The organism is Desulfuromusa ferrireducens (assembly GCF_055389805.1).
The window spans coordinates 827,435-851,075 of record NZ_AP042415.1 but is presented as its reverse complement, the minus strand read 5'-3'; the positions used below and the strand labels follow the sequence as shown (position 1 = coordinate 851,075).

At 54.0% G+C, this 23,641-nt stretch carries 24 protein-coding genes; 8 read left to right on the top strand and 16 right to left on the bottom strand.

Annotated features, from left to right (window positions below; genetic code table 11):
• Positions 1-22: 22 nt before the first annotated feature.
• Positions 23-1,444, top strand: coding sequence for a hypothetical protein (locus tag ACZ5PT_RS03785; protein WP_464265476.1), 1,422 nt, complete (start codon positions 23-25; stop codon positions 1,442-1,444).
• Between the two features lie 248 nt (positions 1,445-1,692).
• Here ACZ5PT_RS03785 and ACZ5PT_RS03780 read toward each other — a convergent pair whose 3' ends face one another.
• From ACZ5PT_RS03780 to ACZ5PT_RS03735, 10 genes are all read right to left on the bottom strand, one after another.
• Positions 1,693-1,818 (bottom strand): entericidin A/B family lipoprotein, encoded by a 126-nt coding sequence (locus tag ACZ5PT_RS03780; RefSeq protein WP_464265475.1) that lies wholly within the window; start codon positions 1,816-1,818, stop codon positions 1,693-1,695.
• 91 nt (positions 1,819-1,909) lie between these two features.
• Positions 1,910-2,527, bottom strand: coding sequence for a YigZ family protein (locus tag ACZ5PT_RS03775; RefSeq protein ID WP_464265474.1), 618 nt, complete (start codon positions 2,525-2,527; stop codon positions 1,910-1,912).
• 55 nt (positions 2,528-2,582) lie between these two features.
• On the bottom strand, positions 2,583-3,071 hold the full coding sequence (lspA, locus tag ACZ5PT_RS03770) for a signal peptidase II (RefSeq protein ID WP_464265473.1): 489 nt from the start codon (positions 3,069-3,071) through the stop codon (positions 2,583-2,585).
• A 1-nt stretch (position 3,072) separates the two neighbouring features.
• On the bottom strand, positions 3,073-5,853 hold the full coding sequence (gene ileS, locus ACZ5PT_RS03765) for an isoleucine--tRNA ligase (RefSeq protein WP_464265472.1): 2,781 nt from the start codon (positions 5,851-5,853) through the stop codon (positions 3,073-3,075).
• A 248-nt stretch (positions 5,854-6,101) separates the two neighbouring features.
• Positions 6,102-6,278 (bottom strand): hydrogen-dependent growth transcriptional repressor, encoded by a 177-nt coding sequence (locus ACZ5PT_RS03760; protein ID WP_464265471.1) that lies wholly within the window; start codon positions 6,276-6,278, stop codon positions 6,102-6,104.
• A gap of 245 nt (positions 6,279-6,523) precedes the next feature.
• Complete coding sequence (locus tag ACZ5PT_RS03755) at positions 6,524-6,841, bottom strand: lipid-A-disaccharide synthase N-terminal domain-containing protein (protein ID WP_464265470.1); 318 nt, start codon at positions 6,839-6,841, stop codon at positions 6,524-6,526.
• A complete protein-coding gene (locus tag ACZ5PT_RS03750; protein ID WP_464265469.1) occupies positions 6,838-7,548 on the bottom strand; it encodes a glycosyltransferase family 2 protein in 711 nt (236 codons plus the stop codon). Before ACZ5PT_RS03750 ends, ACZ5PT_RS03755 begins: the two co-directional genes overlap by 4 nt.
• 102 nt (positions 7,549-7,650) lie before the next feature.
• Positions 7,651-8,532: an ElyC/SanA/YdcF family protein gene (locus ACZ5PT_RS03745; RefSeq protein WP_464265468.1), complete on the bottom strand. Its 882-nt coding sequence runs from the start codon at positions 8,530-8,532 to the stop codon at positions 7,651-7,653.
• Positions 8,532-10,406, bottom strand: a complete 1,875-nt coding sequence (locus ACZ5PT_RS03740) for an ArnT family glycosyltransferase (protein WP_464265467.1) — start codon at positions 10,404-10,406, stop codon at positions 8,532-8,534. Before ACZ5PT_RS03740 ends, ACZ5PT_RS03745 begins: the two co-directional genes overlap by 1 nt.
• A 62-nt stretch (positions 10,407-10,468) precedes the next feature.
• Positions 10,469-11,125: an endonuclease III domain-containing protein gene (locus ACZ5PT_RS03735; protein WP_464265466.1), complete on the bottom strand. Its 657-nt coding sequence runs from the start codon at positions 11,123-11,125 to the stop codon at positions 10,469-10,471.
• Positions 11,126-11,195: 70 nt separating this feature from the next.
• Here ACZ5PT_RS03735 and ACZ5PT_RS03730 point away from each other — a divergent pair, with 70 nt between their 5' ends.
• The 6 genes from ACZ5PT_RS03730 (at position 11,196) to radC (ending at position 17,655) form a co-directional block, all read left to right on the top strand.
• On the top strand, positions 11,196-12,119 hold the full coding sequence (locus ACZ5PT_RS03730; protein ID WP_464265465.1) for a DUF3179 domain-containing protein: 924 nt from the start codon (positions 11,196-11,198) through the stop codon (positions 12,117-12,119).
• Positions 12,120-12,639: 520 nt separating this feature from the next.
• Positions 12,640-15,162 carry a helicase C-terminal domain-containing protein gene (locus ACZ5PT_RS03725; protein WP_464265464.1) on the top strand — a complete coding sequence of 841 codons (2,523 nt, stop codon included), beginning with the start codon at positions 12,640-12,642 and terminating at the stop codon, positions 15,160-15,162.
• Positions 15,163-15,175: 13 nt separating this feature from the next.
• The gene (locus ACZ5PT_RS03720; RefSeq protein ID WP_464265463.1) at positions 15,176-15,790 is read left to right on the top strand and encodes an arylesterase; all 615 of its coding nucleotides are present in this window, start codon (positions 15,176-15,178) and stop codon (positions 15,788-15,790) included.
• 91 nt (positions 15,791-15,881) lie between these two features.
• Positions 15,882-16,379, top strand: a complete 498-nt coding sequence (locus ACZ5PT_RS03715) for a ferritin-like domain-containing protein (RefSeq protein ID WP_464265462.1) — start codon at positions 15,882-15,884, stop codon at positions 16,377-16,379.
• Between the two features lie 7 nt (positions 16,380-16,386).
• The gene (locus ACZ5PT_RS03710; protein ID WP_464265461.1) at positions 16,387-16,902 is read left to right on the top strand and encodes a c-type cytochrome; all 516 of its coding nucleotides are present in this window, start codon (positions 16,387-16,389) and stop codon (positions 16,900-16,902) included.
• 54 nt (positions 16,903-16,956) lie between these two features.
• Positions 16,957-17,655, top strand: coding sequence for a RadC family protein (gene radC, locus ACZ5PT_RS03705; RefSeq protein ID WP_464265460.1), 699 nt, complete (start codon positions 16,957-16,959; stop codon positions 17,653-17,655).
• 20 nt (positions 17,656-17,675) lie between these two features.
• Here radC and ACZ5PT_RS03700 read toward each other — a convergent pair whose 3' ends face one another.
• A complete protein-coding gene (locus ACZ5PT_RS03700) occupies positions 17,676-19,037 on the bottom strand; it encodes a sigma-54-dependent transcriptional regulator (protein WP_464265459.1) in 1,362 nt (453 codons plus the stop codon).
• Between the two features lie 201 nt (positions 19,038-19,238).
• Between ACZ5PT_RS03700 and ACZ5PT_RS03695 the strand changes: the two genes are divergently transcribed.
• A complete protein-coding gene (locus ACZ5PT_RS03695) occupies positions 19,239-19,499 on the top strand; it encodes a hypothetical protein (RefSeq protein ID WP_464265458.1) in 261 nt (86 codons plus the stop codon).
• A 147-nt stretch (positions 19,500-19,646) separates the two neighbouring features.
• On the opposite strand, the gene sucD is transcribed toward ACZ5PT_RS03695, so the two are convergent.
• The 5 genes from sucD to folK all read right to left on the bottom strand — a co-directional run bounded on the left by sucD (position 19,647) and on the right by folK (position 23,605).
• A complete protein-coding gene (sucD, locus tag ACZ5PT_RS03690; protein ID WP_464265457.1) occupies positions 19,647-20,525 on the bottom strand; it encodes a succinate--CoA ligase subunit alpha in 879 nt (292 codons plus the stop codon).
• 17 nt (positions 20,526-20,542) lie between these two features.
• A complete protein-coding gene (gene sucC / locus ACZ5PT_RS03685) occupies positions 20,543-21,754 on the bottom strand; it encodes an ADP-forming succinate--CoA ligase subunit beta (protein WP_464265456.1) in 1,212 nt (403 codons plus the stop codon).
• A gap of 395 nt (positions 21,755-22,149) precedes the next feature.
• Positions 22,150-22,791 (bottom strand): fructose-6-phosphate aldolase, encoded by a 642-nt coding sequence (fsa, locus tag ACZ5PT_RS03680; RefSeq protein ID WP_464265455.1) that lies wholly within the window; start codon positions 22,789-22,791, stop codon positions 22,150-22,152.
• Positions 22,792-22,836: 45 nt separating this feature from the next.
• Positions 22,837-23,088 carry a PP0621 family protein gene (locus ACZ5PT_RS03675; protein WP_464265454.1) on the bottom strand — a complete coding sequence of 84 codons (252 nt, stop codon included), beginning with the start codon at positions 23,086-23,088 and terminating at the stop codon, positions 22,837-22,839.
• Positions 23,081-23,605, bottom strand: a complete 525-nt coding sequence (gene folK, locus ACZ5PT_RS03670; protein ID WP_464265453.1) for a 2-amino-4-hydroxy-6-hydroxymethyldihydropteridine diphosphokinase — start codon at positions 23,603-23,605, stop codon at positions 23,081-23,083. The genes ACZ5PT_RS03675 and folK overlap by 8 nt, the downstream gene beginning before the upstream one ends.
• Positions 23,606-23,641 lie beyond the last annotated feature (36 nt).

Sequence of the window (23,641 nt, the reverse complement as noted above, 5' to 3'; positions counted from 1 at the left end):
CTTAGTAGAATAGGATGTCACGATGAAAAATGATAAACGGAATACTGCTTTTCGGCAGACCATCATTTCCAATCTCATCAAACTTGGGCGGGCTGATACCCTGTACCGTGATGTCTACCTGCTCCGGTCGCGCGATTATCTTGAGCTAGATCTCTCGCACCAGGGCTATATGGAGCTAAGGCGGATGCAGGTCAAAGAGGCAGGTTTGCCCAATCAGATCCGTAATGCCATGACTCACAATGATTGGCAGCAGGTACATGACTTAAGCGGACAGTATAAACGGTTTCAGGATGAACTTGAGAGCAAAAGAACGCTACAGGATTTAGCTCGGAAGATTTACGATAACCAAGATATCCCTATCGATCCTTTCTCACCCGGAATGCATAAAATAGCTGGTTATTCATCAAACCAGCTTGCTGGTTTACGCGATGAAATTATCTGCAGCCTTAAGGAACTGTCTCAAGCGGATAAAAAGTGGTTAGAGTTTTATACCCAACGCTTAACTGTTTTCACTGCATTGACCATTAACACAAATGGCTTGGAAAAATCGACTCAACCGGCATCGGCAAGTGTTCTTGAAGAAGAAGCTGCTCAGGCACTACAGGCTGGCAACATGGCCCGTTTGGAGATACTGGCAGAAAAACTTTTACAGATTCCACGCAATCCGGACAAAGCCACTACACCCGCCGAGCTATTAGAGGGGGCGCACAAACCCCCGGACGATTATTTTTTCGAGTTTTCGAAAGATACTCTCAAAAAAGCTCAATTGCTTGGACTTGACCTTTTTTCTGTCCCTTCGCGCAGAGAAGAATATGCCCCTTTTTTACGTTTTGCTTGGCATCCGACCTATTCAGATCTTCAGGGGGAGCATAAGAGCGTGCTGAGGGTGCCAGAGCTTCCCCTCCCAGCAGACTTACCAGAAGCTTTAAAAGCTCGCATCCAACTTTTCGCCTTTCATCCCTTTGTTAATTCTGGTGGCGTTCGTTTTTTGCCGAGCATGGTTGCTGAGGACGTACTGGTTGAGAATTTTGCCGAACCTGAAGCTGGATCAGAGCTCCCCTCGTCTGGGTTAATGGAAGCTCTGGGTTTAAGGCAGCGTAATCAGCTCACCCGGCAACAGATTGAAACAGTACTGTTGGAAAAGGGCAGTGAGGTTGTCCGTGATGAGCTTGGCCTCGACCCTAGAGAATTCAAACTTATCTGTATTCCACCTGATCTGCATTTGCGGATCGGGTTGGAGCGCGGATGGGGGCAGCAGCAAATCTGGACTCATTTCGACGGGTACATGATCTTGGCTGACGGAAACCGCCAGGCACTAGCCGGTGGAGATGTACGCTATGGGGGGATTTATGATTTGCTCGGAATCAGCAACAACTACGACTCTGATCGGATTATCTCGCGCTTTGCTGTTGTACAGAGACGCAGAATGGCTATCTGGCAATAAACCATCTGTAAGATAGGGCGGTCCAACTTGACCCCAATCAGTTTGGCCCTCTTAAATGATGTTGAATTGCCCCTAAACAAGTAGGCACTTTCGGATCTCAAGTATTGTAAGTTTTGTTACCCCCGGCACCTGCCGATCATTGATCGGTTTTGCAGTCATCAGCCTGATTCACTCACACCGATAAACTAAAAGCCCCACCAGGTATCATCGCTGGTGGGGCTTTGGATTTGTTGGAATATGTAGCGTGCTCAGCTGCTGCGGCGTTCCAGCCAGCTCCCGGCTTTTTGCAGGTCGCGACCGAATCCACTGATGCATTCACAACCGGAGAGGAACAGGGTCGAAAGCAGGATCAGGATCAGGAATTTGCGGATCATGGATATTTCCTCCTTGTCAGGATCAATTTAGACCCAAGCATCATAGCAGCGGTGTTGATTGAAGTCGATGCTTACTTAATGATATCAATGCTTACTCTGATGACTGGAACGAAATATTGCCAGCGGTCAGGTTGGTCAGTTGCCTTTGCAACGGATCTGCTTGCTCGGCGGGAAGTTTCAGCCGAAGCTTGATCTGTGCGGAAAATTCCCGGTCAACAATTTCTGCTTCAAGCTCTGGCAGTAAACGTTCGATGCCGCTGAGTTGCGCGTATTCAAAAGTGACAACAACTTCCAGCCAGTCGATCTTTTCTGTCAGTGTCAGCTGTTCCAAGGCGGTCTGAACTGCGCGGGTGTAGGCCTTGACCATTCCCCCCTTGCCGAGCTTGATGCCACCGAAGTAGCGGGTGACGACCACGGCAATATCGCCGATACCGGCGTGTTGCAGGACGGTCAGCATCGGCTTTCCTGCGGCGCCGTGGGGCTCGCCGTCGTCACTCAAACCGATTTTGTCACTGCTGCCGGGCGGTCCGATCAGGTAGGCCCAGCAGTTGTGATTGGCATCCGGGAATTCCTGCTTAAGGAGGGCGACAAAAGCCAGTCCGTCCTCTGCTGTTGCGGCCGGTTCGATGCTGGTGATAAAACGGCTGCGCTCAACTTCGATTTCGCTGCGCTGAAATCCGGTCGGAATGGGGTAGCGGGTTTGACTCATAACTATGAATTCACAAGAAAAATCCCCTTCTGCTTGGTGCCGAAGGGGACGGGATTTAACGGTTGGCCAATTTTTTCTGTCGCTCGTCCCGCCAGGAACAGAGGAACATGACGACCACGCCGATACAGATAGCGCTGTCGGCCACGTTAAAGGCCGGCCAGTGGTGTTGGTACCAGTGGGCGTCAAGGAAATCGATCACCTCGCCGAGGCGAATCCGGTCAATCAGGTTGCCAACGGCGCCGCTGAAGATCAGCCCGAGGGCGAAATGTTGCCAGCGGTCAGTGAAGTCAACCTTGCGCAGGTACCACATAATGCCGATACCGGCGAATACCGATACCGCGATAAAAAACGGAATCCGGATGACGCTGTCGGCGAGGATACCGAAGGCGGCACCGGGATTGCGCACGTAGGTGATATGAAAAAAATTCTCAATCACCGTGATCGATTCATAAAGCGCAAAAGTACTGTCGATATAGACCTTCGTCAGTTGATCAAGCAGCAGGCAGATGCCGGCCGTCAATATGAAGACCCTGTAGGTGCCCATGTTACTCCGCAATCAAGGCATCTGCACAGCGTTGGCAGATGCCTGGGTGTTGGTCGTTGGCGCCGACGTTGGTGACAAAGTTCCAGCAACGCTCGCACTTTTCGCCTTCCGCGGGCAGGACTTGCAACTTCAGGCCGGGTAGTTGTTCGGCTTCAACCCCTGCGCTTAACTCATCGACCAGGTCGACCTGTGAGACGATAAAGTAGCTGGCTAGCTGAGTCTGGTACTGTTGCAACAGTGGCAGCAGCTCCGCTGGTACCTGCAGGCAAACCTTGGCTTCCAGTGACTGGCCGAGCTGTTTTTCGGCACGGGCTTTTTCCAGCACTTTGGATACCTCGGAGCGCACCTTTTGCAACTGCTCGTAGCGTGCTTCCAGTTCGGCGTCGAAGCGCTGTTCCATCAGTTTCGGGAAACTGGCCAAGTGGACGCTCTCTTCGCGCTCGCCCGGCAACTGGGTCCAGATTTCGTCGGCGGTGAAGGTCATTATCGGGGCGATTAAGCGGGTGATACTGTCGAGCAGCAGGTACATGCTGGTGCGGGCACTGCGATATTCGACGCTCCCTTTGGGGCTGGTGTAAATCCGATCCTTGAGGATATCGAGATAAAAGGCCGAGAGGTCGATGGCGCAGAAGTTGTGCACCGCATGGTAGATGCTGTGAAACTCATATTTTTCGTAAGCATTTTCGACCTTGCTGACCAGCCCGGAGAGGCGCGAGAGCGCCCAGCGGTCGAGCTCGAGCAAATCGTCGTCGGCGACCATGTCGGTTGCCGGGTCGAACCCGGCTAGGTTGCCGAGCAGGTAGCGGGCGGTGTTGCGGATCCGGCGGTATGCGTCGGAGAGGCGCTGCAGGGTCTCGTTGCCGAGGCGGATATCGTCACGATAATCGGTCGCTGCTACCCACATACGCAGAATTTCAGCACCGTACTTATTGATGATCTCTTCCGGCTTGATAATGTTACCCACCGATTTAGACATCGGTCGGCCGTCTTTATCCAAAACGAATCCGTGCGTCAAAACCGCTTTGTAGGGTGCGCGATCGCGGGTACCGACCGACTCGAGCAGACTTGAATGGAACCAGCCGCGATGCTGGTCAGAGCCTTCCAGGTAGAGATCGACCGGGCTGCTCAGGTAGTCGCGGTGTTCGCAGACGGCAGCGTGGGAGACGCCGGAGTCGAACCAGACATCGAGGATGTCGGTTTCCTTAGTGAACTTGTCGTGGCCGCAAGAGGGGCAGGTGGTACCTTCCGGCAGTAGTTCGCTGGCCTCTTTTTCGAACCAGATATCACTGCCGGTCGCTTCGAACTGGTCGGCAATATGGTGCATGATTTTGCCATCGCACAGATCGTCACCGCATTTTTCACAGTAGACAACGGTGATCGGGACACCCCAGCTGCGCTGGCGACTGATGCACCAGTCGGGGCGCGCTTCGACCATGTTGTAGATCCGGTCGCGACCCCAAGCGGGAATCCATTCAACCTTGTCAATTTCCTGCAGGGCTTTTTTGCGCAGATCGTTCTGTTCCATGCCGACGAACCACTGCTCGGTGGCACGGAAGATGATTGGTTTTTTACAGCGCCAGCAGTGCGGGTAGCTGTGGCTGATCTCGCTTTGATAAAGCAGCGCACCGACTTCTTCGAGCTTTGCGTTGACCGCCGGGTTGGCGTCTTTGAGTTTCATCTTGCCGAACAGTTCCAGCTCTTCGCGGTAGCGACCGTAATCATCGACCGGGTTGTAGATCTCCAGGCCGTATTTGAGGCCGACGACGTAGTCATCCTGACCGTGACCGGGGGCGGTGTGGACGCAGCCGGTACCGGCTTCCAATGTGACGTGGTCGCCGAGCACGATCAGCGAGTTGCGCTCGTAGAACGGGTGCTGGCAGTTTTTCTTTTCGAAAATTTCAGCATCAAAGGTGGCGACGATCGAAAACTCTTCGATGGCGAGGGTTTTCATCACCTGTTCGGTCAATCCTTCGGCCAGTACCAGCAGTTCGCCGTTTGCTTCGACGATAACGTAGGGCAGCTCCGGGTTGAGGCAGATCCCCAGGTTGGCGGGAATGGTCCAGGGGGTGGTCGTCCAGATGACGAAATTCAACGTCTTACCGGTAAACTGTGTCAGTGATTCCGGCAGCTCGTCAACATAGGGGAATTTGACGAAGATCGACGGTGACGTGTGGTCGGCGTACTCAACCTCGGCCTCGGCCAGGGCGGTAACGCAAGAAGAACACCAGTGGATCGGTTTCTTGCCCTTGAACAGCGAACCGCGCTCGGCCAATTTGGCCAGTTCGCGGGCGGTCTGCGCTTCGTAGTGCGGCGTCATGGTCAGGTAGGGGTCCTGCCAGTTGCCGAAGATGCCGAGACGCTGAAACTCTTCACTCTGGATTTTGACCCAATCGGCAGCGTAGGAGCGACACTCGCGGCGCACATCGGCCTTGCTCATCTCGCGTTTCTTCTTGCCGAGTTTCTTGTCGACCATCAGCTCGATCGGCAGACCGTGGCAGTCCCAGCCCGGAACGTAGGGGGAGTAGAAGCCCTGCATCCGCTTGCTTTTGATGATGATGTCTTTGAGGGTTTTATTCAGCGCATGGCCCATATGCAGGTGGCCGTTGGCATAGGGAGGGCCGTCGTGCAGGATGAAACTTTTACCACCCTGGTTGGCATTTTCCAGTTTGTCGTTGAGGCCGATCTCTTCCCAGCGTTTGAGGATTTGCGGTTCGCGATTGGGGAGATTGGCGCGCATTGGAAAATCGGTTTTCGGTAGATTCAGGGTGTCTTTGTAATCCATGCCTGTGCCTCTTTCTTATGGTCGCCCGAAGCCGCTAATTTGCTGCGGATTTGGAGGTCGTGTCATCATGAAAAGATTAGTCAGGCAGGCTAACAAAAGCAGCAGACAAGTTCAAGGGGAAAGGCTGTGATTTACGGTAGTTTTTGCGTGTTTTGCGATGGGTCAGGTCAGCTGTGAACGTCCCCTCCAAACGTTCACGATCTGATTTCATCTAAACCGGCAACCGCCAGGTTGTTGGTTGGCCGGTTTTAGGCGCTCATGCGCTGTTGATTGTCGTTGCCTTGAAGTGTCAACAGGGATTTGCGCAACAGGTCGGAGATACTGCTGTCCGACTCTTTGGCGATGCTCTGCAGCAGGTCCATTTCTTCATTGTTGACACGACAGGATACGATAAATTTCTTTGCGTTAATTGCTCTGCGGCCCATGGTGTGGCTCCTTTCAAAATCAAAAAAAACTGGTGTGGGCAAGTCTGCCCGACGAATCATGCTGGGGAAGTGTGCAAAGGGATTGCCAGTTTTGAGGGAAATGCTAGGAAATCTTTGTGGTAGCTGTTAAATCAGATAGTTGGGCGTATACTGAAACAAAAATGGCCATAATGAGACAATGCCTCATTGGTCATTTTGTCACAATTAGCTGTATACACGGACAAAAGTATACAGCTAATTGTGGCTTAATCTTTGTCGCTGGAGGTGGTTTCCGCGAGTGCGGCTTTTTCTTTTTGTTCACGCCTGATCAGGGCCAGGTTGCGGGTGTAGATAATAAATCCGGTTGACTGGCCGACAATGAAGACCGGGTCTTTCTTGAGAATTGCGTAGGTCAGCAGCAGGCAGCTGCCACCGAGACTGAAGTACCAGAATGCGGTTGGGATCAGGCTACGCTTATGTTTTTCCGAATAGAGCCATTGGACAAAAAAGCGCATGAAAAACATCGCCTGGCCGGCAAAACCGATCACCAGGATAATAATTTCGGTCCGGGTTAAATCCATCATTTTTCTTCTTTTACCTCAATCGACAGGTGACGGCTCTGCATCCAGCGCACCGCGATTACGTCGTAAAAACCTTCGATGCCGCGGCGCAGGTTGGTGTACTTGGATTCACCGTACAGTCGATGGCGATGGTTGACCTTGACCTCGATAACCTTGGCGCCTTCCATGCGCATCAGGGTCGGCAAAAAGCGATGCAAGCCCTTGTAGATGCGGACCCGCTTGAGCATGGCCGCGTTCATGATTTTAAGTGAACAGCCGGTGTCGTGGATGGTTTCTTTGGTCAGCCAGTTGCGAAAGCCGTTGCCGATTTTGCTGGCGATCTTTTTCGACAGAGTATCCTGGCGATTAAAGCGCCAACCGTTGACCATGTCGAAGTCGCCGTAATGTTTGATCATTTGTCGCAGGTCGGCTGGATCGTTCTGCAGGTCGGCGTCCATGGTGACGATGGCATCGCCGTTGGCGGCTTGGAAGCCGGCGTAGAGGGCGGCTGACTGACCGCTGTTGCGCAGCAGCGCCAGAGGGCGGATGGTTTTATCCTGAGCTGCCAGCTCACGAATGATCTGCAGGCTGCGGTCGGAGCTGCAGTCATCGACCAGCAGGATTTCGTAATTATCGGAGAGGTCCGGGGCGACGGCTTGAATCTCTTCGACCAGTTTGGGAATATTTTCTTCCTCATTGTAGATAGGTACAACGAAGCTGATTTTTGGCATTGCGTTCTTGCTCCCGTGGATACGGATTTTATTACTGACGACAAATCGCAATTCATATCATGCGGTGTGGTTCGAGTCAGTAAAAAAATGACGTAAAAAGAGCTATTTTTCGGTGTTTTCCACTGCGGGCAGTGGCAGTTGCTCGGTTGCTGGTGCTATTGCCGGGGCCGAAACCGGTGGTGGCGTAACGGGGATGGTCTGTGCCGGCAGTGCGTTGGTTTTCTTGGTCAGCTCGGCCCACAGCAGGCCGAGTTGTTCGTGCAGCCAGTATTGGGTTTTCATCAAGGTTTTGGCATTGGGGAAAATCCATTTACTGCGCACCGGTTTGCTCAGATGATTGGTTGGCGCCGGGGTCGGCTCAAGGCCAACCTGATGAAACAGGTCCATTGCCCGCGGCATATGCAGGGCGGTGGTCACCAGGACTAAACTGTTGTCATTAAACTTTTCGGCAATCAGGGCGGCCTCTTCAGCGGTATCCTTGGGGCCGGTAAAGCTGAGAATGTCCTCTTTCGGAACCCCCAGTGCCAGCGCCAGCTGTTTGATCTTATCAGCAAAGGATTCTGGCTGGCGACCATTGTAGCCGGTAAAAATCAGTTTACTGCCAGGGTTAAGGCGGTAGATGCGGATGCCTTCGACCAGCCGAACCACGGCGGTCGGACTCAGCTCGCTGGTGAGTGGTTGACCTTCCGCGGAAACATGGCCACTGCCGAGCACGGCAACGTAGTCAACCATATTATCGGTTTGCTGATAGCTGGCATATTGCTGTTCCAGCGGTCCGGTGATCTTTGTGCTTAATGGTGGATAGCTGGCGACGAACAGCAGCGCTGTTGCCGCGGCCACAAACAGGAAGCCGAGCCAGCGGGTTTTACGGCGCAACATGAACAACAGTGCCCAGAACAGCAGAAGCAAGAGAATCGGCAGGGGCATCAATAGGCCGCCGAGGAACTTTTTCAACAGAAACAGGTAGTTGTCCAGGTTTTCCATTAATTCCACTCCGGCCAGGTAAGCAGGTTTTCGCCGCGCCACAGGTTGTATTTGCGCTGTCCACCGGCGCCGATCGGAATGCTCTGCTGCCCGAGTTCAACAACATTTTCGAATGAGGCAATCAGCTCGGCCGGCAGCGGCGTGTCTGCATTGTGCAGGATCAGTGCGTCCCAGCCGATTTTATCGACCGGTCCGGCCCAGAGTTCATACTGGCTACTGACTCGGGGAGGGTTGCCGGGCCATTTGTAGGTGATTGGGTGTGCAGGGGCATAAAAGGCCACTGCCGCCGGATACTTTCGCAGTGGCGAGACGATAAAGGTTTCGTCCGGCCTCGGTTGCTGCTGCAGGGTTTCGCCGATCTGCAGGCCTAATTCCTGCCAGCCTTTGATGCGCGCGGTCGGATCTTTTTTGCCCAGCGGGATAAAGTCCAGCTGCATAACAAACGGCAGGAGATAAGCGATCAGGGTCAGGGCGAAGCCGAGTTTCAGGCCGGGAAGGAACCAGCCACGGAGCTTGTCGAAAAATCCCGCAGAAACCTGCCCCCGCGCCCAGGCTGCCAATAACAGCAAACCCGCCGGGTAAAAGGTCGCCGGCCAGTTGGGGTTGCTGCTTTGTTTGAAGCTGAAGCCGACAAAGGCGAGTAAACCGATAGCGCCGAAGATAAACAGGAACTTGGTTTGCCGTGACCAGCGCAGCATGCGGGGCAAAAGGGCGAGACTGAGCAGCACTAACAGTAGCCAGGTGATCGGCGTCAGTAGGCCCATCTGGCCGCCGACAAATTCACCGAAGGTTTTGAAGTGATCGAGCAGGCTGGTTCCGGTCAACTCAATATGGTGAGCGGTATGCTTGAAGGTGATCCAGTCGTGGCGGGAGTTCCACCACAGCGGCGGCAGCAAAAACAGCAGGGACCCGAACCACAGCAGCCAGGGCCAACGTTGTTTCAGGTGTTTGCGGTCGGCTCCGGAAAACAGCAGGTAGAGGAACATCAGCAGCGGAAAGACCATCATCATCTGCTTGCTCAGTGAACCGAGCCCGACCAGCAGCAGGGTCAGCAGCCACCAGAACAGTTTGCCCTTGGGCGCTTCCAGAGTCCGCCACAGGCAGTAGAGGGCCAAGCTCCAAAAGCAGACCAGCAACACGTCGGTTGCCATGATCATGCCCAGAGCGGCAGTTCCCGGCGTTGCCAGCCAGGCGGCAACGCCCCAGAAGGCGACCTCGGCGTTAAACATTCGCCGTCCGCAGAGATACATACCGAACAGTCCGATGCTGCCGAACAGCACCGCTGGCATACGTACCGCTTGCGCGCTGATGCCGAGCAGGCCGGTAGACAGGGCATTGATCCAGGCGATCATCGGCGGTTTGCTGTAATAGCCGAGATCGAGTCGCCGCGACCAGTCCCAGTAGTAACTTTCATCCGGCCCCAAGTCGAGCGGAACGATATAGAGGTAGCCGAGTCGGATCAAGGTCACGCAGGTCAGCAGCAGAAAAAACATCGAGTCCCAGCGGAGGTTGGCCGGTTTTGGCGGTTTGGTTGCCTCCTCGGACGCGGTCGCTTGCGGATTTTCCGCTTGCTCCTCTTCCACTTCACTATCGTCCAGTTCCGCGTCGATGACTTCATCACCCTCAGCGTCATCCGGGCTGGCTGTTGCCGTGGATTCCGCCTGCACGTCCGGTGCTGGTGACTCGCCCGGCTCGCTTTGCGTCGCTGCGTTCAATTCGGGCTCATCAAGATAGACAGCATCAATGACTGGATCGGATTTGGTTGTCGACTCCAGGTCTGACTGCGCGCCTTCTGCCGGGTCGGTTTGGGGGGGCGTCAGTTCAGGATCGGTTGGCGGAGTGTTTTCAGGTTTGGTCTCAGAAGAATCGCTCATATCATATTCTTTCATTGCAAATTGGGTTGTTCCGCCGAAAATACCGCAGCGGCGTCGATCGATCAAGGATTCTGTTGCCGATAATGACAGAGAGTTTCCAGCGGACAGCCGGGACAGAGCGGTCGCTTGCGACAATGGTCCTTGCACTGGATGACGATCAGGGCGTGATACTCGTTGTAAAGGGCGACGTCTGGCGTCAGGTGAACCATGAAAAAGTTGCGGATTTGCGTATATTTTTCTGTGCCCTGCAGTATCCCGAGGCGGCTGAACAGGCGATTGGTATAGGCATCGATGACGAAGGACAGATGTTCTCCGGCGTAAAGTAGAATCGAGTCGGCGGTTTCCGGGCCGATACCTTTTAAGCCCAATAACTCTTCGCGCAGTGGCAGCAAGGGGTGTTGCAGCATGCTTTCCAGGCGACTGTGATAATTATCGCGCAGATAGCAGGCAAACAATTGCAGCCGCTCGGCCTTTTGGCGGAAAAAACCGGAAGGGCGGATCAGTTCTTCCAGCCTATCGGGCGACAGGGCGCAGATCACTTCGCAGCTCAGGGCGTTGGCGTTGCGCAGGTTGACAATCGCCTTCTCGACGTTGTTCCAATTGGTGTTCTGGGTCAGAATCGCGCCGATGGCCATTTCCAATGGACTGTCAGCCGGCCACCAATGGCGCTTCCCGTAGCGATCAAGCAGGCGTTGATAGATCTTCATCAGCTCTGACATCAAAGTCCTCACTCCCAGAAAATTCCCGGCAGCATAGCATGGCAAGTAGCAGTTGCGGTATTCTGAAACAATGAAAAGCACACGCAATCCACGGCTGAACACTCTGCTGTTGACGTTGTTGCTGGTTTGTCTGCCCCTGTTGGCGACGGCGGACTGGGATTACAGCAAGAGGTCAATTCCGCTCGATGAGATTCAATCGGGCGGTCCGCCCCGCGATGGAATCCCGGCGCTGACGACGCCAAAGTATATTCCGGCCGGACAGGCGACCATGCTGCGCGATGAAGAACAGGTGCTGGGCGTTTACCTTAACGGCGTTGCCAAGGCCTATCCGACCCGGATTCTTTCCTGGCACGAACTGGTTAATGACTACTATCGCGATCTGCCGGTTCTGGTCAGCTGGTGACCGCTGGCTTTTGCCGGGGTCGTGTACTCCAGACAAATTAAAGAGAAAGAGCGTTTTTTCGGTGTCTCGGGGCTGCTTTATCGCAGTAATGTGTTGATGTACGACAAGAGTAGCGAATCGCTCTGGTCGCAGATAAAAGGCGAGGCGTTGATCGGACCGCTGACTGGCACAGAATTCGAAGTGCTGCCGTCGACGCTGACCAGCTGGAAGAAATGGCGGAAGAAGTACCCTGACACCCAGGTGCTGTCGTTTGATACCGGTTACAGCCGCAATTACGCTTCTGACCCCTATCGCGATTATTATCAGCAGCAGAGCGGCTTTTGGTCGTTTTTCAAACTTGGTCCAGGCGAAAAAGAGAAGGAATTGGTGGTCGGGATTGTTCTTGATGGGCAGGCCAAGGCGTACCCGTTGCGCAGCATTAAAAGGGCTGGAAATCTTAAAGATACACTGGCTGGCATTGAGTTAACGCTTAGTTTCGAAAAATCGACCGACAGTCTGACCGTTGTCGATAGCGACGGCAACACTGTCGAGCAGATGACCGTCTACTGGTTTGTTTGGAAAGCGATCTGGCCGGAAACAAAAAGGTTTTGATTATAGCTTTTGCCCCCCCTCCCGTGTGACGCAGCCGAAGCAGAATTCGCCTTTTGCGAAGAGGGCGGCAAATGTTTGAGCGAAGCGAGTTTTTGCCGACCCGCAAACTGCGAATGGAGTGCAGGGAACCCGAAGGGCAAGGAGGTCGGGCGCCTTTTTCTGCTTACTCTTTTTTGGCGTGACAAAAGAGTAAGGCGACGAGCGGGGGCGCTACCCCGCGGTCTTGATTTTCACCTCTCCCACAATGCAAAAGAAAAACCGGCGGGTCTCGGCCCGCCAGCCGACTTCATTTTCTTTGTGTCGACAAAGAAAACGCAAGCAAAAGAAAACGACCCCAATGTCCCCACCCGCTTCGCGGGAACCTCCGCTCCACAGTTTTTTCAGGGCCGCTCACATGCGCTGCGCTTAACCTCGCGGCAAATCTCCTGAAAAAAATGCTCCTCTTCGGTGGGAACAAGGGGGGGATGGTCACCATCTTTTATTCACCATTCTTTTTGCCATTCCTCTATAATCCCTGCCCATGCTTGATTACTTTTCCCCCGACAGTATTGCCCAGCTTCGTTACGCCATAAATGACGCCGGCGGCAACGAAGTTTTTGTTCTCGCCCAGACCGATGCCGAGCAACGTATCGTCCAGATTGAGGTGTTGGCACGCGGCTCGGAAGCTGCGGTTCCGGCTATCCTGCAGACCTGTGGATACGGCGATGTGGTTATCCACAACCATCCCTCCGGTGATCTTCGGCCCTCCGCCGCAGACATCGAAGTTGCCTCACAATTCGGCTCACTTGGAGTCGGTTTCTACATTGTAGATAACACTGTGGATAAGCTGTATCGGGTTGTGGAAGCTTTTGTCGCCAAGGATGAACAGCAGCTCGCGCCGGAGACGATTTCCGAGCTGCTCGGTCCCGAGGGTGTGATCGCGGGAAAGTTGCCCGATTACGAGGATCGGCCTGACCAGTTGCGGATGGCGTTTGCGGTTTCTGAGGCGTTCAACAAAGGGCAGCTGGCGGTGATCGAAGCGGGGACCGGGACCGGGAAAAGTCTCGCCTACCTGGTGCCGGCGGTGCTTTGGGCCAAGACCAATCAAGAACGGGTGGTCGTTTCCACCCGGACCATCAACCTGCAGGAGCAGTTGATCCGTAAGGATCTGCCTTTTTTGCGCCGCGCCACCGGCCTGGAAATTTATGCAGTGCTGGTCAAAGGGCGCAGTAATTATCTCTGCTGGCGGCGCAGCGAAAATGCCGGGCGAGAACTGGGCTTGTTCGACCAAGAACAGGTCGACGAGATTCAGCAAATTCTTGCCTGGGCGGACAATACCGCCGATGGCTCAAAAGAGGAGCTGTCTTTTATCCCCAGTTACCAGGCCTGGGAAGAGGTCTGCTGTGAGGCGGACCAGTGTGCCAAGGTTCGCTGCCAGTACTACAGCCGCTGCTTTTTCCATAAAGCCCGTCGTCAGGCGGCACGTGCCGATATTCTGGTGGTCAACCACGCCCTGCTGCTCTCCGATCTGGCCCTGCGGCAGCAGACCGATAACTATTCGGCAACGGCGGTGCTGCCCCCTTTTGAGCGGGTGATTCTCGATGAGGCCCATCATCTCGAGGATGTCGCCACCAGTTACTTCTCGGCGCAGATCACCCGCTTTACTTTTGGCCGCGTGCTCGGTCGCTTGCGGCATCCGCGCAAGCCGAACCAGGGTTTGCTGCCGCGACTGCTTGATCAACTCTCCCGCGAATTACCGGACAGCGAGGATACCCTCTATCGGGCGTTGCACGGGCAGATTGAAAGTCTGGTCGGCAGACGTCAACAGCTGCTCGATATGGCGGTGGAGGAATTACAGTGTATCGGCGAAGAGCTGCCGGCGGCGCTGGGGAAAAAGGTGACGGCGTTCAGCGATGTGAAGCATCGGGTCTTGCCGGCTTTTCTGCAGACCGCCGAATGGCAGCAGATTTGCAGTCGCAGTGAGCGCTTGCGGGTCGGCAGTCATGAACTGGCCAATGGTTTACTCGATTTGTTGCGCGCTGCCGATGCTCTGCCGGAAACGGTGGCCGATAAATTGAATTCGGCACTGGTTGACTTGCGCGGTCTCGCCGGACGCTTAGAGGGGATCTCTGCCGATTTGGGCTCCTTTCAGGCCGTCGCCGCTGGCAGCTGTGTCTGGCTGGAAATCCGGGAGGGCCGAATCGGTCGTGGCAAGGGCTTGATCACCAGTCTCTGCCAAGCACCGCTGGAGGTGGCCGACAGTCTCAATAAAGCGCTCTATCAACGGTTTCGCACGCTGGTGATGACCAGCGCTACTTTGACCGTGGCCGGTGCGTTCGGCTACTTTCACTCGCGGGTTGGGCTCGATCGGGTTGAGCCGGGACGTTTGTTTGAGCTGAGCCTCGAGTCGCCGTTCGATTATCAGAACCAGGCGTTGGTTGCGGTGCCGACCGATCTGCCGGAACCGGGCAAGCCCGGCTTTAGCGAAGCGGTGCGCGATGCCGTGGAGAAGGCGGTGCTTTGCAGTGGCGGTCGCAGTTTTGTCCTCTTTACCTCCTATGCCTTGCTGCAACAGGTCCACGCGGAGCTCTCTCCGGTGCTTGAAGCGCAGCGCCTGCGCTGTTTGAAACAGGGGCAAGAGAATCGACATCGCCTGCTCAAGCGTTTTGCCGAGGATGAAAGCAGTATTCTCTTTGGCACCGATTCTTTCTGGGAAGGGGTCGATGTGCCGGGCCGTTCGTTGGAGCAGGTGATTATTGCCCGTCTGCCATTTAAGGTGCCGACCGAACCGGTACTAGAGGCGCGCGCCCAGGCGATTGAACAGCGCGGCGGTGATGCCTTTATGGAATACACGGTGCCGCAGGCGGTGATCCGTTTTAAGCAGGGCTTTGGCCGCTTGATTCGCCATCGCAATGATCGCGGGGTGGTCTTGATCCTTGATACCCGGGTGGTGCGGCGTGGCTACGGACGAATGTTTCTGCGTTCCTTGCCACCAGCGCGGGTGGTAAAGGGCAATAGTGAACAGGTTTTTGCCGAAATCGGGCAGTTTTTTTCTGAACAATAAAAAGGTGGTCAAAATGAACAAGCAGCGAAATTTTGTTTATGGTCTTTTGATTCTTTTGCTCCTGGTTGCCTGCGATAGTGGACAGAGTGTGCCGCCACTGCGGCCCAATTCAACCATTCTTGCTTTTGGTGACAGTCTCACTTCCGGCACCGGGGCTGAGTCAGAGTTGAGCTATCCGGCCCAGCTGGAGCGGCTGATTTCTGCCACGGTGGTCAATGCCGGGGTGCCGGGCGAAGTCAGTGCCGAAGGTGCGCGGCGCCTGCCGGCTCTACTTGACGAGTACCAGCCCGATCTGCTGCTGCTTTGTCATGGTGGTAACGATCTGTTACGCAAGCTTGATCGGCAGCAGTTGCGCGACAACCTGCGGCGGATGTACGAGGCGGCCAATCAACGTGGCATCCCGGTGGTCCTGATTGCCGTTCCGCAACCTGGATTGCTGATCGATGATGCTGATCTTTATCAGGAACTGGCTACTGAGCTACAAATCCCGCTGGTGGAAGATATTCTGACCGACCTGCTCAAAGACAATCAGTATAAAAGTGATCGCATTCATCCCAATGCAGCCGGTTATCGCAAGTTTGCCGAAGCGGTGGCCGAGCGTCTGAGCAAGCTGGGAGCTTTTCTTTAGGGATACTGTCGACAATTTGACAAAAGGCGCCTCTCGGCTATCTTTAAACGGTAGCTTGATGAGTACCAACCCCGCTCAAGAGGAGGTGCCGATGCCACAGGAAATGAAACATCAAGAAGCGCTGAAAATTGCCGTCGAGACCGAAAAAGGCCTGATCTGTTTTTATCGCCGGGCGTCTGAACTGGTGAGAGACGAGGGGGCCAAAAGAATCTTTGCGCGTTTGGCGATGGACAAAGAAGAGAATGCCGGGCAGTTTTTCCGCTATTATCGGGGCACCGATTTCGGCACTCTGGATGAGTTTGTCAATCAGCCCTGCACCTTGAATGCGGCCGCGATGCAGGAGTTAAACAGCCTCGGGGATGTCGAGGTGAAGGAGCGCCGCGCGCGCGAAATCGCCATGGAAAAAGAACAACATCTGGAAAAGATCCTACTCGGTAAAGCGAAGAACATTATCGATCCCGGGGTACGGACCATTTTTGAGGAGATGGCGAAGAAAAGCCGCAATCATTACCAGATCATTGAGTCGGAATATGCCCGGACAATGGGCATGCCGCATGAAACAGATATCGATACCTTTGTCAGAGAATAGGGCTTTTATGAAAAAGATGTTGTTGGGGCTGCTATTGCCCCTTTGCCTGAGTTGGACGGTTTTTGCCAGTGAGGGAAACATCTCCCAGTTTCAGCAGATTCTCGATACAAACTGCAGCCAATGTCACACGCGAGAGCGGATCGAAGCGGCGATGCGCGGTGGTGTCAATTACGATGAAACGATTCAGAAGATGATCCGTTTCGGTGCCAAAATTTCCGCTCAGGAAAGACAGGTTCTGGGGGTTTTTTGGCAAACGCAAGAGGCGCAAGAGGACCCAGGGCCTGCCCTGCAATCGAGCGGACGAACCGTTAGCAAAGATCCGCTCGGTGAGTTTCGGGCGGTATTGGACAGTCGTTGCACCGGTTGTCACACTCTGGATCGGGTTGAAGAAGCGATGCTGCAAGACCGTTCCATTGCTGACCTGATTGAGATGATGCGCCAGCGCGGTGCGATTGTTACCGAGGCGGACAAAAATGTGCTTGGCACCTTCTGGGGGAACCCGCTGAAGGTTACACCGGAATAGTCTTTATCCGCGCCGCTGGAAATTTTTCAGCGGCGTTTTTTATTAAATCAAGCATTGCCGGGGGGGGAGATGCGTTCGATTAAGGATTGGCCGGCCGACGAACGACCGCGTGAGAAATTGCTTGCCCAGGGAGCGGACAAGCTCACCGATGCCGAGCTTCTGGCGCTGATTATCCGCACCGGAGATTCCAGTAGTAAATGCAGTGCCGTCGATTTGGCGCGTGGCTTGTTGAAACGTTTCGGCGCCTTGCGTCAGCTCTCCAGCGCCAGCATCGGGGAACTCTGCCAACAGCCAGGGATCGGACCGGCGAAAGCCGCCGAAATTCAGGCGCTGTTTCAGATTGCTCGCCGCTTTAGCGATAGCCGTTTGCAACCGGGACAAGCCTATCGCAGTTCAACAGACGCCTTTGCCCATTTTCACGAACGGCTCTGTGACTATCGTAAAGAGGTTTTTATCGCCTTGCTGCTCGACAGCAAAAATCGTCTGATCCGCGAAGTCCAGATCTCCGAAGGCAGCCTCACCGCCAGCATCGTTCATCCCCGCGAGGTTTTTGCCCCGGTCCTGCGCGAATCGGCTGCCGCAATCCTGTTTGTCCACAATCATCCCTCCGGTGACCCGACCCCCAGCCGCGAAGATATTGAAATCACCACGCGATTGAAACAGGTCGGTGATCTGATGGGCGTTCGGGTGCTCGACCACATCATTATTGGCAAAGGGGACTATGTCAGTCTGGCGGATCGGGGGCTGTTGTGAGTTGTTCGTTGCCATCAATCTTAATCAATCCGGTATTCCTTGATCTTGTACATCAACGAACGCAGGCTGATTTCCAGTAATTGCGCCGCCTGGGTGCGGTTGCCGTCGGTTTTGGCCAGGGTTTTACGGATGTATTCCTTTTCCAGCCGCTGCGAAGCGATTTTTAAGGAGTATTCTTCGGGATTGCTGCTGTTCGGCGTGGATTGTCGGATCCGCAGTGGTGGCAGTTCTAGGGTTTCGCCGTGGCTGAAGATCAGCGCTTTCTCCAAATAGTTCTGCAACTCGCGGACATTTCCCGGCCACAGGTAGCTGTTGAGTTGTTTTTTGTCCTCGGTCGAGAGTTGTGGTCGCTGCCGCCCTTCCTGCTCACAGAGAGTGGTGAGAAAATACTCCGCCAGGGTGACGATATCATCGGGACGCTCACGTAGCGGCGGCAGGGCGATGTCAACCACCGCCAACCGGTAGTAGAGGTCGCTGCGGAACAGTTTGTTTTGTACCGCGTCGTGCAGATCCCTGCCGGCGGCCCCGACAACTCGGGTGTGGATCTTTTCGGTGCGGGTCGCACCGACCTTTCTTAGCTCCCCTTCTTGCAAAACGCGCAACAGTTTCGGCTGCAACTCCAGAGGCAGCTCGGCAATTTCATCGAGAAACAGGGTACCGTCATTGGCGATGGAAAAGAGCCCCTGTTTTTCCCGGTCGGCACCGGTAAAGGCCCCTTTGACGTGGCCGAAGAGTTCGCTCTCCAATAACCCTGAAGTTATCGCGCTGCAGTTGATCGCCAAAAACTGCCCCTTGCGCCCGCTTTCGCTGTGCAGGGCTCGGGCAATCAGTTCTTTGCCGGTGCCGGTTTCGCCACTGATCAAGACCGGGGAGTCGGCGCTGGCCGCCGCTTTGACAATCTGCAAGACTTTCTGCATGCCTTTACTGGAATGGATGATCCGCTCGATGGAGAAACTTTTTTCTTGTTTCGACAGGGCACTTTTCAGCTGCAGATTTTCCTGTCGCAACTGCTGCCGTTCTTCGGCTTTACGCAGGGTCAGCAGCACTTCGTCCGGCTTGAATGGCTTGGAAATATAATCATAGGCGCCAAGTTTCATGCACTCCAGTGCCGTATCGATACTGCCGTAGGCGCTCATCATGATAATCGTGATCTCCAGCTGTCGAACCTCGGGCTGTGCGAGGAAATCAAGGCCATCCATGTCCGGCATACGGATATCGGAGAGGATCACGTCGAACTTTTCTTTGCGGATCAATTCGAGGGCATCGACGCCGCTTTTGGCTTCACTGACCCGATAGTTGTGCGGCTCGAGCACCAGGCGCAGCATATGCCGCATTGATGCTTCATCGTCGATAATCAGGATGTTGCTGAACTGTTCAGTCATCGGCACCTCTATTTGGAATCATTTCGACAGGGTACCTTTAAATCGGCGAATGAGCAATTGCTAGTCAGGACTTAAAACCAATGACGGTGTGAAGAATATTCGTGGGAAAAATCTTGCAGAAGAATGAAAACGGTGTATGCTCTTACATTATGGTGATAAAATACCTTAAGTCGCAATTGTCGCATTGGTTGGGAGGTCTCTATGGAAAAGCGTTTGATTGATGCACGGCTTTGGTCTCAGGCTGATGGGCCAGTGAACGAACAGAACTGCTCCGATGCCTGGCAGGTTTTATCTCGCCTGGGAGCCCCCTATCGTTTTGCTGGTAAGTCTGCTGATGGACTTTTTGAGTACCTGGTTCTTCATCCCCAAACCGGGGACGTTATCGCCTCTGGGCGAGGAAAGTCTTCGCCACGGGCCATGTGTGAGGCCGCGCTGGCAGCACGGAAAATCTTAAAGCCATAGCGCATTGGTTTCCTCCGATTGAGCGCTAAGCGGAATCAAGAGGGTAGGCTCAGCCACGCTTGCAGAAAAAGGACCGGCCTTAACAGCACCGGTCCTTTCCATTCACACATCTTTTGAGCTGTATTTCATCAGGTTTTACGCAAGAAATTATTTGCCTAAGACTTCAGCGACTTTCTTGCCGATATCTGCTGGCGACTGAACCACGTGTACGCCGCACTTTTCCAGTGCTGCCATTTTGGCTGCAGCTGTGTCGTCGCCGCCGGAGATAATCGCTCCGGCGTGGCCCATTCGCTTACCCTTGGGGGCGGTTTGTCCGGCAATGAAGCTGACTACCGGTTTGTTGAAGTTGGCTTTGATCCACTCGCCAGCCTTAACTTCTGCCTGACCGCCGATTTCGCCGATCAGCACAACACATTCGGTCTGGGCGTCAAACTGGAACATCTCCAGCAGGTCGATATATTTCAGGCCGATGATCGGGTCACCACCGATGCCGATACAGGTGGACTGGCCGTAGCCGAAGTCACTGACCTGCTTGACCGCTTCGTAGGTCAGGGTACCTGATTTGGAAATAATGCCGACGGTTCCGGGGGTGTGGATTTCACCCGGCATGATCCCCATTTTACATTCACCGGGAGTGATGACGCCTGGACAGTTCGGGCCGATCAGCATGGTTTTGGACGCGCTGGTATACATCAGTCGCTTGACCTTGATCATGTCCTTGACCGGAATCCCCTCGGTGATGCAGACACAAAGGTCAAGGTTGGCGTCGATCGACTCCATCACCGCGTCAGCAGCAAAACTAGGTGGAACATAGACGATCGAGGCGTTGGCGCCGGTTTTGCGGATCGCTTCTTCGACGGTATCGAAGACCGGGGTGCCATCAACTTCCGTGCCGCCCCGACCGGGAACCACACCGGCGACGATGTTGGTTCCGTAGTCTTTCATTTTCTGGGCGTGAAACTTACCCTGAGAGCCGGTCAGCCCCTGTACGAGGACTTTGGTTCTATTGTTAACAAGTATGCTCATTGTTTTCTCCCTCTTACTTAGGACTTCGCAGAAGTTTTCTTTTTAGCCGGCTTGTCGCCAGCCGCCAGCTCCACAGCTTTTTGCGCTGCATCGGCCATGGTTGTGCCAGTGACAATGTTCAGTCCCGACTTCGCCGCCCCTTCTTCGAGGATTTTCCGGCCTTCTGTCACGTTGGTTCCGTCCAGTCGGACCACAATGTGCCGATCGCTTGGCACCTCGTCAGAGGCAGTCAGAACGCCTTGAGCAATCAAGTCACAGCGGACAATCCCGCCAAAAATATTAACAAAAATAACTTTGACCTTTGGGTCGGTCAAAATGATCTTGAAGGCTTCACGCACCTTGTTGACATCAGCGCCGCCCCCGACATCGAGGAAGTTTGCTGGGTCGCCGCCGTAGGAATTGATGATATCCATGGTCGCCATGGCTAGACCGGCACCGTTGACCATACAGCCGATGTTGCCTTCCATGCTGACATAGGAAAGGTCAAAAATAGAGGCTCTGACTTCCTGCGGCTCAAGCTCGCCGTAGTCTTTCATCTCTTCGATCTTCGGGTGCCGGAAGAGAGCGTTGTCGTCAACACTCATTTTGGCATCGAGACAAACGACCTCTCCCTCACCGGTGATGACCAGCGGGTTGATCTCGAGCATCATGCCGTCGTGATCGGCAAACACCTGATAGAGCTTGTTGGCGACATCGGCAAATTTATTCAGCAGGCTGGAATCGAGTCCGATCTTTTTGGCGATTTTACGACCGAGAAAAAGGCCCATCCCGGTAACTGGGTTGATTTTTTCGGTGATAATCGCTTCGGGGGTTTTGTCGGCGACCTCCTCAATGTCCATACCGCCTTCAGAGCTGGCGATAATCATGTGCTGCTCAGAGTCGCGATCGACCAGAAAGCTGAGATAGATCTCTTGTTTAATATCGGTGGCTTTTTCGATCAGGGTCCGGCGGACAATCTTGCCTTCCGGTCCAGTTTGCTTGGTGACGATTTTCATCCCCAGCATCTGCGAAGATTCGTCATAAACGTCGCTGAAGGTATTGACGATTTTTACCCCGCCTGCTTTACCGCGACCGCCAGCGTGGACCTGGGCCTTAATGACCCAGGCATCACCTTTCAGTTCTTTGGCGACACGTAGAGCGTCACTGGCAGTGGAGGCAACTCCGCCATCAGGAACGGGGACGCCGTAATTCCTGAGCAGCCCTTTAGCTTGAAATTCATGTAAATCCATGGCTCACCTTTCATGTTCTGTCTGGTTTCGCGTTTGTTTTTGAGAAAAACATAGGGTTAGTTTTTCAGCAGGTATTCCGCATCGATTGACTAAACTTTCGCGCTGCGCGTCATCCGCCTCCTTGCAGTGTCGGAATCAAGATGTCTCCGATTTTTTGCTCGGTTTCCATCTAAAGAAAAATTCTTTACTGTTGCTAAAAAATAGTGTCTTTGAGCGTATACACGAATTTGCGGCAGACTGTCAAGTGGTCTTACCAGTCTGCGAGGTGTGGGTCCGTTTTTGGCAATTAAAAAACTATAACGTGGTGTTGTGATAGGGCAAGGGCAGGGACAAAAAAAACAGGCCAGAAAAGGTTTCTGGCCTGTCGGAAGAGATAAGGTTGTCAGGGAGTCTAGTTATTTGGTTTTTTCCCAATCAGCGAGAAATTTTTCGATGCCGATGTCGGTCAGTGGGTGCTTGGCCAGCTGGGTCATGACTCCGTAAGGGATGGTGCAGATGTCGGCACCGATCAGCCCAGCGTTTAAGACATGCATGGGGCTGCGGACCGAAGCGACAATGATCTCGGTGTCGTAGCCATAGTTGTCGTAAATGCTGCGGATCTGCTCAACGCATTCCATTCCTTCGTGACCGATGTCGTCGAGGCGCCCGACAAAGGGGGAAACGTAAGTGGCTCCAGCTTTAGCGGCCAGCAACGCTTGCAGCGAAGAGAAGATCAGGGTGACGTTGGTGTTGATGCCGTCGGCGGTAAACTGCTTGGTGGCTTTAAGGCCCTCGGTGGTCATTGGCACCTTAACGACGATGTTCTCGTGGATCTTGGCCAGTTCACGACCTTCGGTGAGCATTCCCGGCGCATCGAGAGCGATGACTTCGGCTGAAATCGGGCCGTCAACAATGGCGGTGATTTCGGTGATAACTTCTTTGAAATCACGGCCGCTCTTGGCGATCAGCGAGGGGTTGGTGGTGACACCGTCAACCAGACCCAGATCGTGGGCGGCGCGGATTTCGGCGACTTCTGCGGTGTCGATAAAAAATTTCATCGATGGCTCCTTGCGAGGGTTAATTTTCAATAAGGGGAGAAAACTTTAGTGGGCCTTTTTATATGTTTTGAGGCATTTTTTCGAACAGAAGTGATGCTCTTTGCCGTTGATGTGAGCGCTGATCGCATCGCTGATCGGCAGAAAGGTTCCACACTGCGGATCTTCCACCATCTGTTCACCGTCACGAGTACGGTTGCGCGGCATTTTTTTTCCGCGATCTTCTTTGGGGCGAATGATGCCCTGGATCATCGAGTAGCCAACAAAACCGAGCAGAATCAGCATCAGTAGTTTAATCATGGTCTATCCATCTATCCTCTAAGCGGGTGATTCCCTGTGCTTCTGGCAGTGCCGCCAGCAACTCGGACATCGTTTGTTGCCAGCGTGGGTGTTTGACGTCTGCCGCTAACTCCACCAGCGGGAATAGCACAAAGTGTCGCTCATGCAGGCGTGGGTGCGGCAAACTCAGTTCCGGTGTTTCGAGGGTCAGTTGCTCAAAGAGAAGCATGTCAATATCGAGAGTCCTGGCGTCCCAGCGAATGGCACGGGTTCGGCCGGCAGCATTTTCGATCTGACGACAAAAGTCAAGCAACTCTTGCGGAGATAGATCGGTTGCCAGTTCGACGACCGCGTTTAAATAGTCGGGTTGTCCGGCTGGTCCACCGACCGGTGGTGTTCGGTAGAGGGACGATGCCGTCAACAGATTAATCCGGGGGTGCTCTTGCAGCGTTGCGCAGGCGTGTTTAAACGCCTGTTGCGGATTTCCAAGGTTGCCACCCAGGGCAAGAAATACTCGACTCTTTGCTTCTGCTATCATAACCTGATGGATTAAAGCACAGACGAGAAAACAAAA

What these genes read in the sequence shown, in the direction of transcription:
- ACZ5PT_RS03785 (WP_464265476.1), top strand. Translation starts at nt 23, where the DNA reads ATGAAAAATGATAAACGGAATACTGCTTTTCGGCAGACCATCATTTCC.
- ACZ5PT_RS03780 (WP_464265475.1), bottom strand. Translation starts at nt 1,818, where the DNA reads ATGATCCGCAAATTCCTGATCCTGATCCTGCTTTCGACCCTGTTCCTC.
- ACZ5PT_RS03775 (WP_464265474.1), bottom strand. Translation starts at nt 2,527, where the DNA reads ATGAGTCAAACCCGCTACCCCATTCCGACCGGATTTCAGCGCAGCGAA.
- lspA (WP_464265473.1), bottom strand. Translation starts at nt 3,071, where the DNA reads ATGGGCACCTACAGGGTCTTCATATTGACGGCCGGCATCTGCCTGCTG.
- ileS (WP_464265472.1), bottom strand. Translation starts at nt 5,853, where the DNA reads ATGGATTACAAAGACACCCTGAATCTACCGAAAACCGATTTTCCAATG.
- ACZ5PT_RS03760 (WP_464265471.1), bottom strand. Translation starts at nt 6,278, where the DNA reads ATGGGCCGCAGAGCAATTAACGCAAAGAAATTTATCGTATCCTGTCGT.
- ACZ5PT_RS03755 (WP_464265470.1), bottom strand. Translation starts at nt 6,841, where the DNA reads ATGATGGATTTAACCCGGACCGAAATTATTATCCTGGTGATCGGTTTT.
- ACZ5PT_RS03750 (WP_464265469.1), bottom strand. Translation starts at nt 7,548, where the DNA reads ATGCCAAAAATCAGCTTCGTTGTACCTATCTACAATGAGGAAGAAAAT.
- ACZ5PT_RS03745 (WP_464265468.1), bottom strand. Translation starts at nt 8,532, where the DNA reads ATGGAAAACCTGGACAACTACCTGTTTCTGTTGAAAAAGTTCCTCGGC.
- ACZ5PT_RS03740 (WP_464265467.1), bottom strand. Translation starts at nt 10,406, where the DNA reads ATGAGCGATTCTTCTGAGACCAAACCTGAAAACACTCCGCCAACCGAT.
- ACZ5PT_RS03735 (WP_464265466.1), bottom strand. Translation starts at nt 11,125, where the DNA reads ATGTCAGAGCTGATGAAGATCTATCAACGCCTGCTTGATCGCTACGGG.
- ACZ5PT_RS03725 (WP_464265464.1), top strand. Translation starts at nt 12,640, where the DNA reads ATGCTTGATTACTTTTCCCCCGACAGTATTGCCCAGCTTCGTTACGCC.
- ACZ5PT_RS03720 (WP_464265463.1), top strand. Translation starts at nt 15,176, where the DNA reads ATGAACAAGCAGCGAAATTTTGTTTATGGTCTTTTGATTCTTTTGCTC.
- ACZ5PT_RS03715 (WP_464265462.1), top strand. Translation starts at nt 15,882, where the DNA reads ATGCCACAGGAAATGAAACATCAAGAAGCGCTGAAAATTGCCGTCGAG.
- ACZ5PT_RS03710 (WP_464265461.1), top strand. Translation starts at nt 16,387, where the DNA reads ATGAAAAAGATGTTGTTGGGGCTGCTATTGCCCCTTTGCCTGAGTTGG.
- ACZ5PT_RS03700 (WP_464265459.1), bottom strand. Translation starts at nt 19,037, where the DNA reads ATGACTGAACAGTTCAGCAACATCCTGATTATCGACGATGAAGCATCA.
- ACZ5PT_RS03695 (WP_464265458.1), top strand. Translation starts at nt 19,239, where the DNA reads ATGGAAAAGCGTTTGATTGATGCACGGCTTTGGTCTCAGGCTGATGGG.
- sucD (WP_464265457.1), bottom strand. Translation starts at nt 20,525, where the DNA reads ATGAGCATACTTGTTAACAATAGAACCAAAGTCCTCGTACAGGGGCTG.
- sucC (WP_464265456.1), bottom strand. Translation starts at nt 21,754, where the DNA reads ATGGATTTACATGAATTTCAAGCTAAAGGGCTGCTCAGGAATTACGGC.
- fsa (WP_464265455.1), bottom strand. Translation starts at nt 22,791, where the DNA reads ATGAAATTTTTTATCGACACCGCAGAAGTCGCCGAAATCCGCGCCGCC.
- ACZ5PT_RS03675 (WP_464265454.1), bottom strand. Translation starts at nt 23,088, where the DNA reads ATGATTAAACTACTGATGCTGATTCTGCTCGGTTTTGTTGGCTACTCG.
- folK (WP_464265453.1), bottom strand. Translation starts at nt 23,605, where the DNA reads ATGATAGCAGAAGCAAAGAGTCGAGTATTTCTTGCCCTGGGTGGCAAC.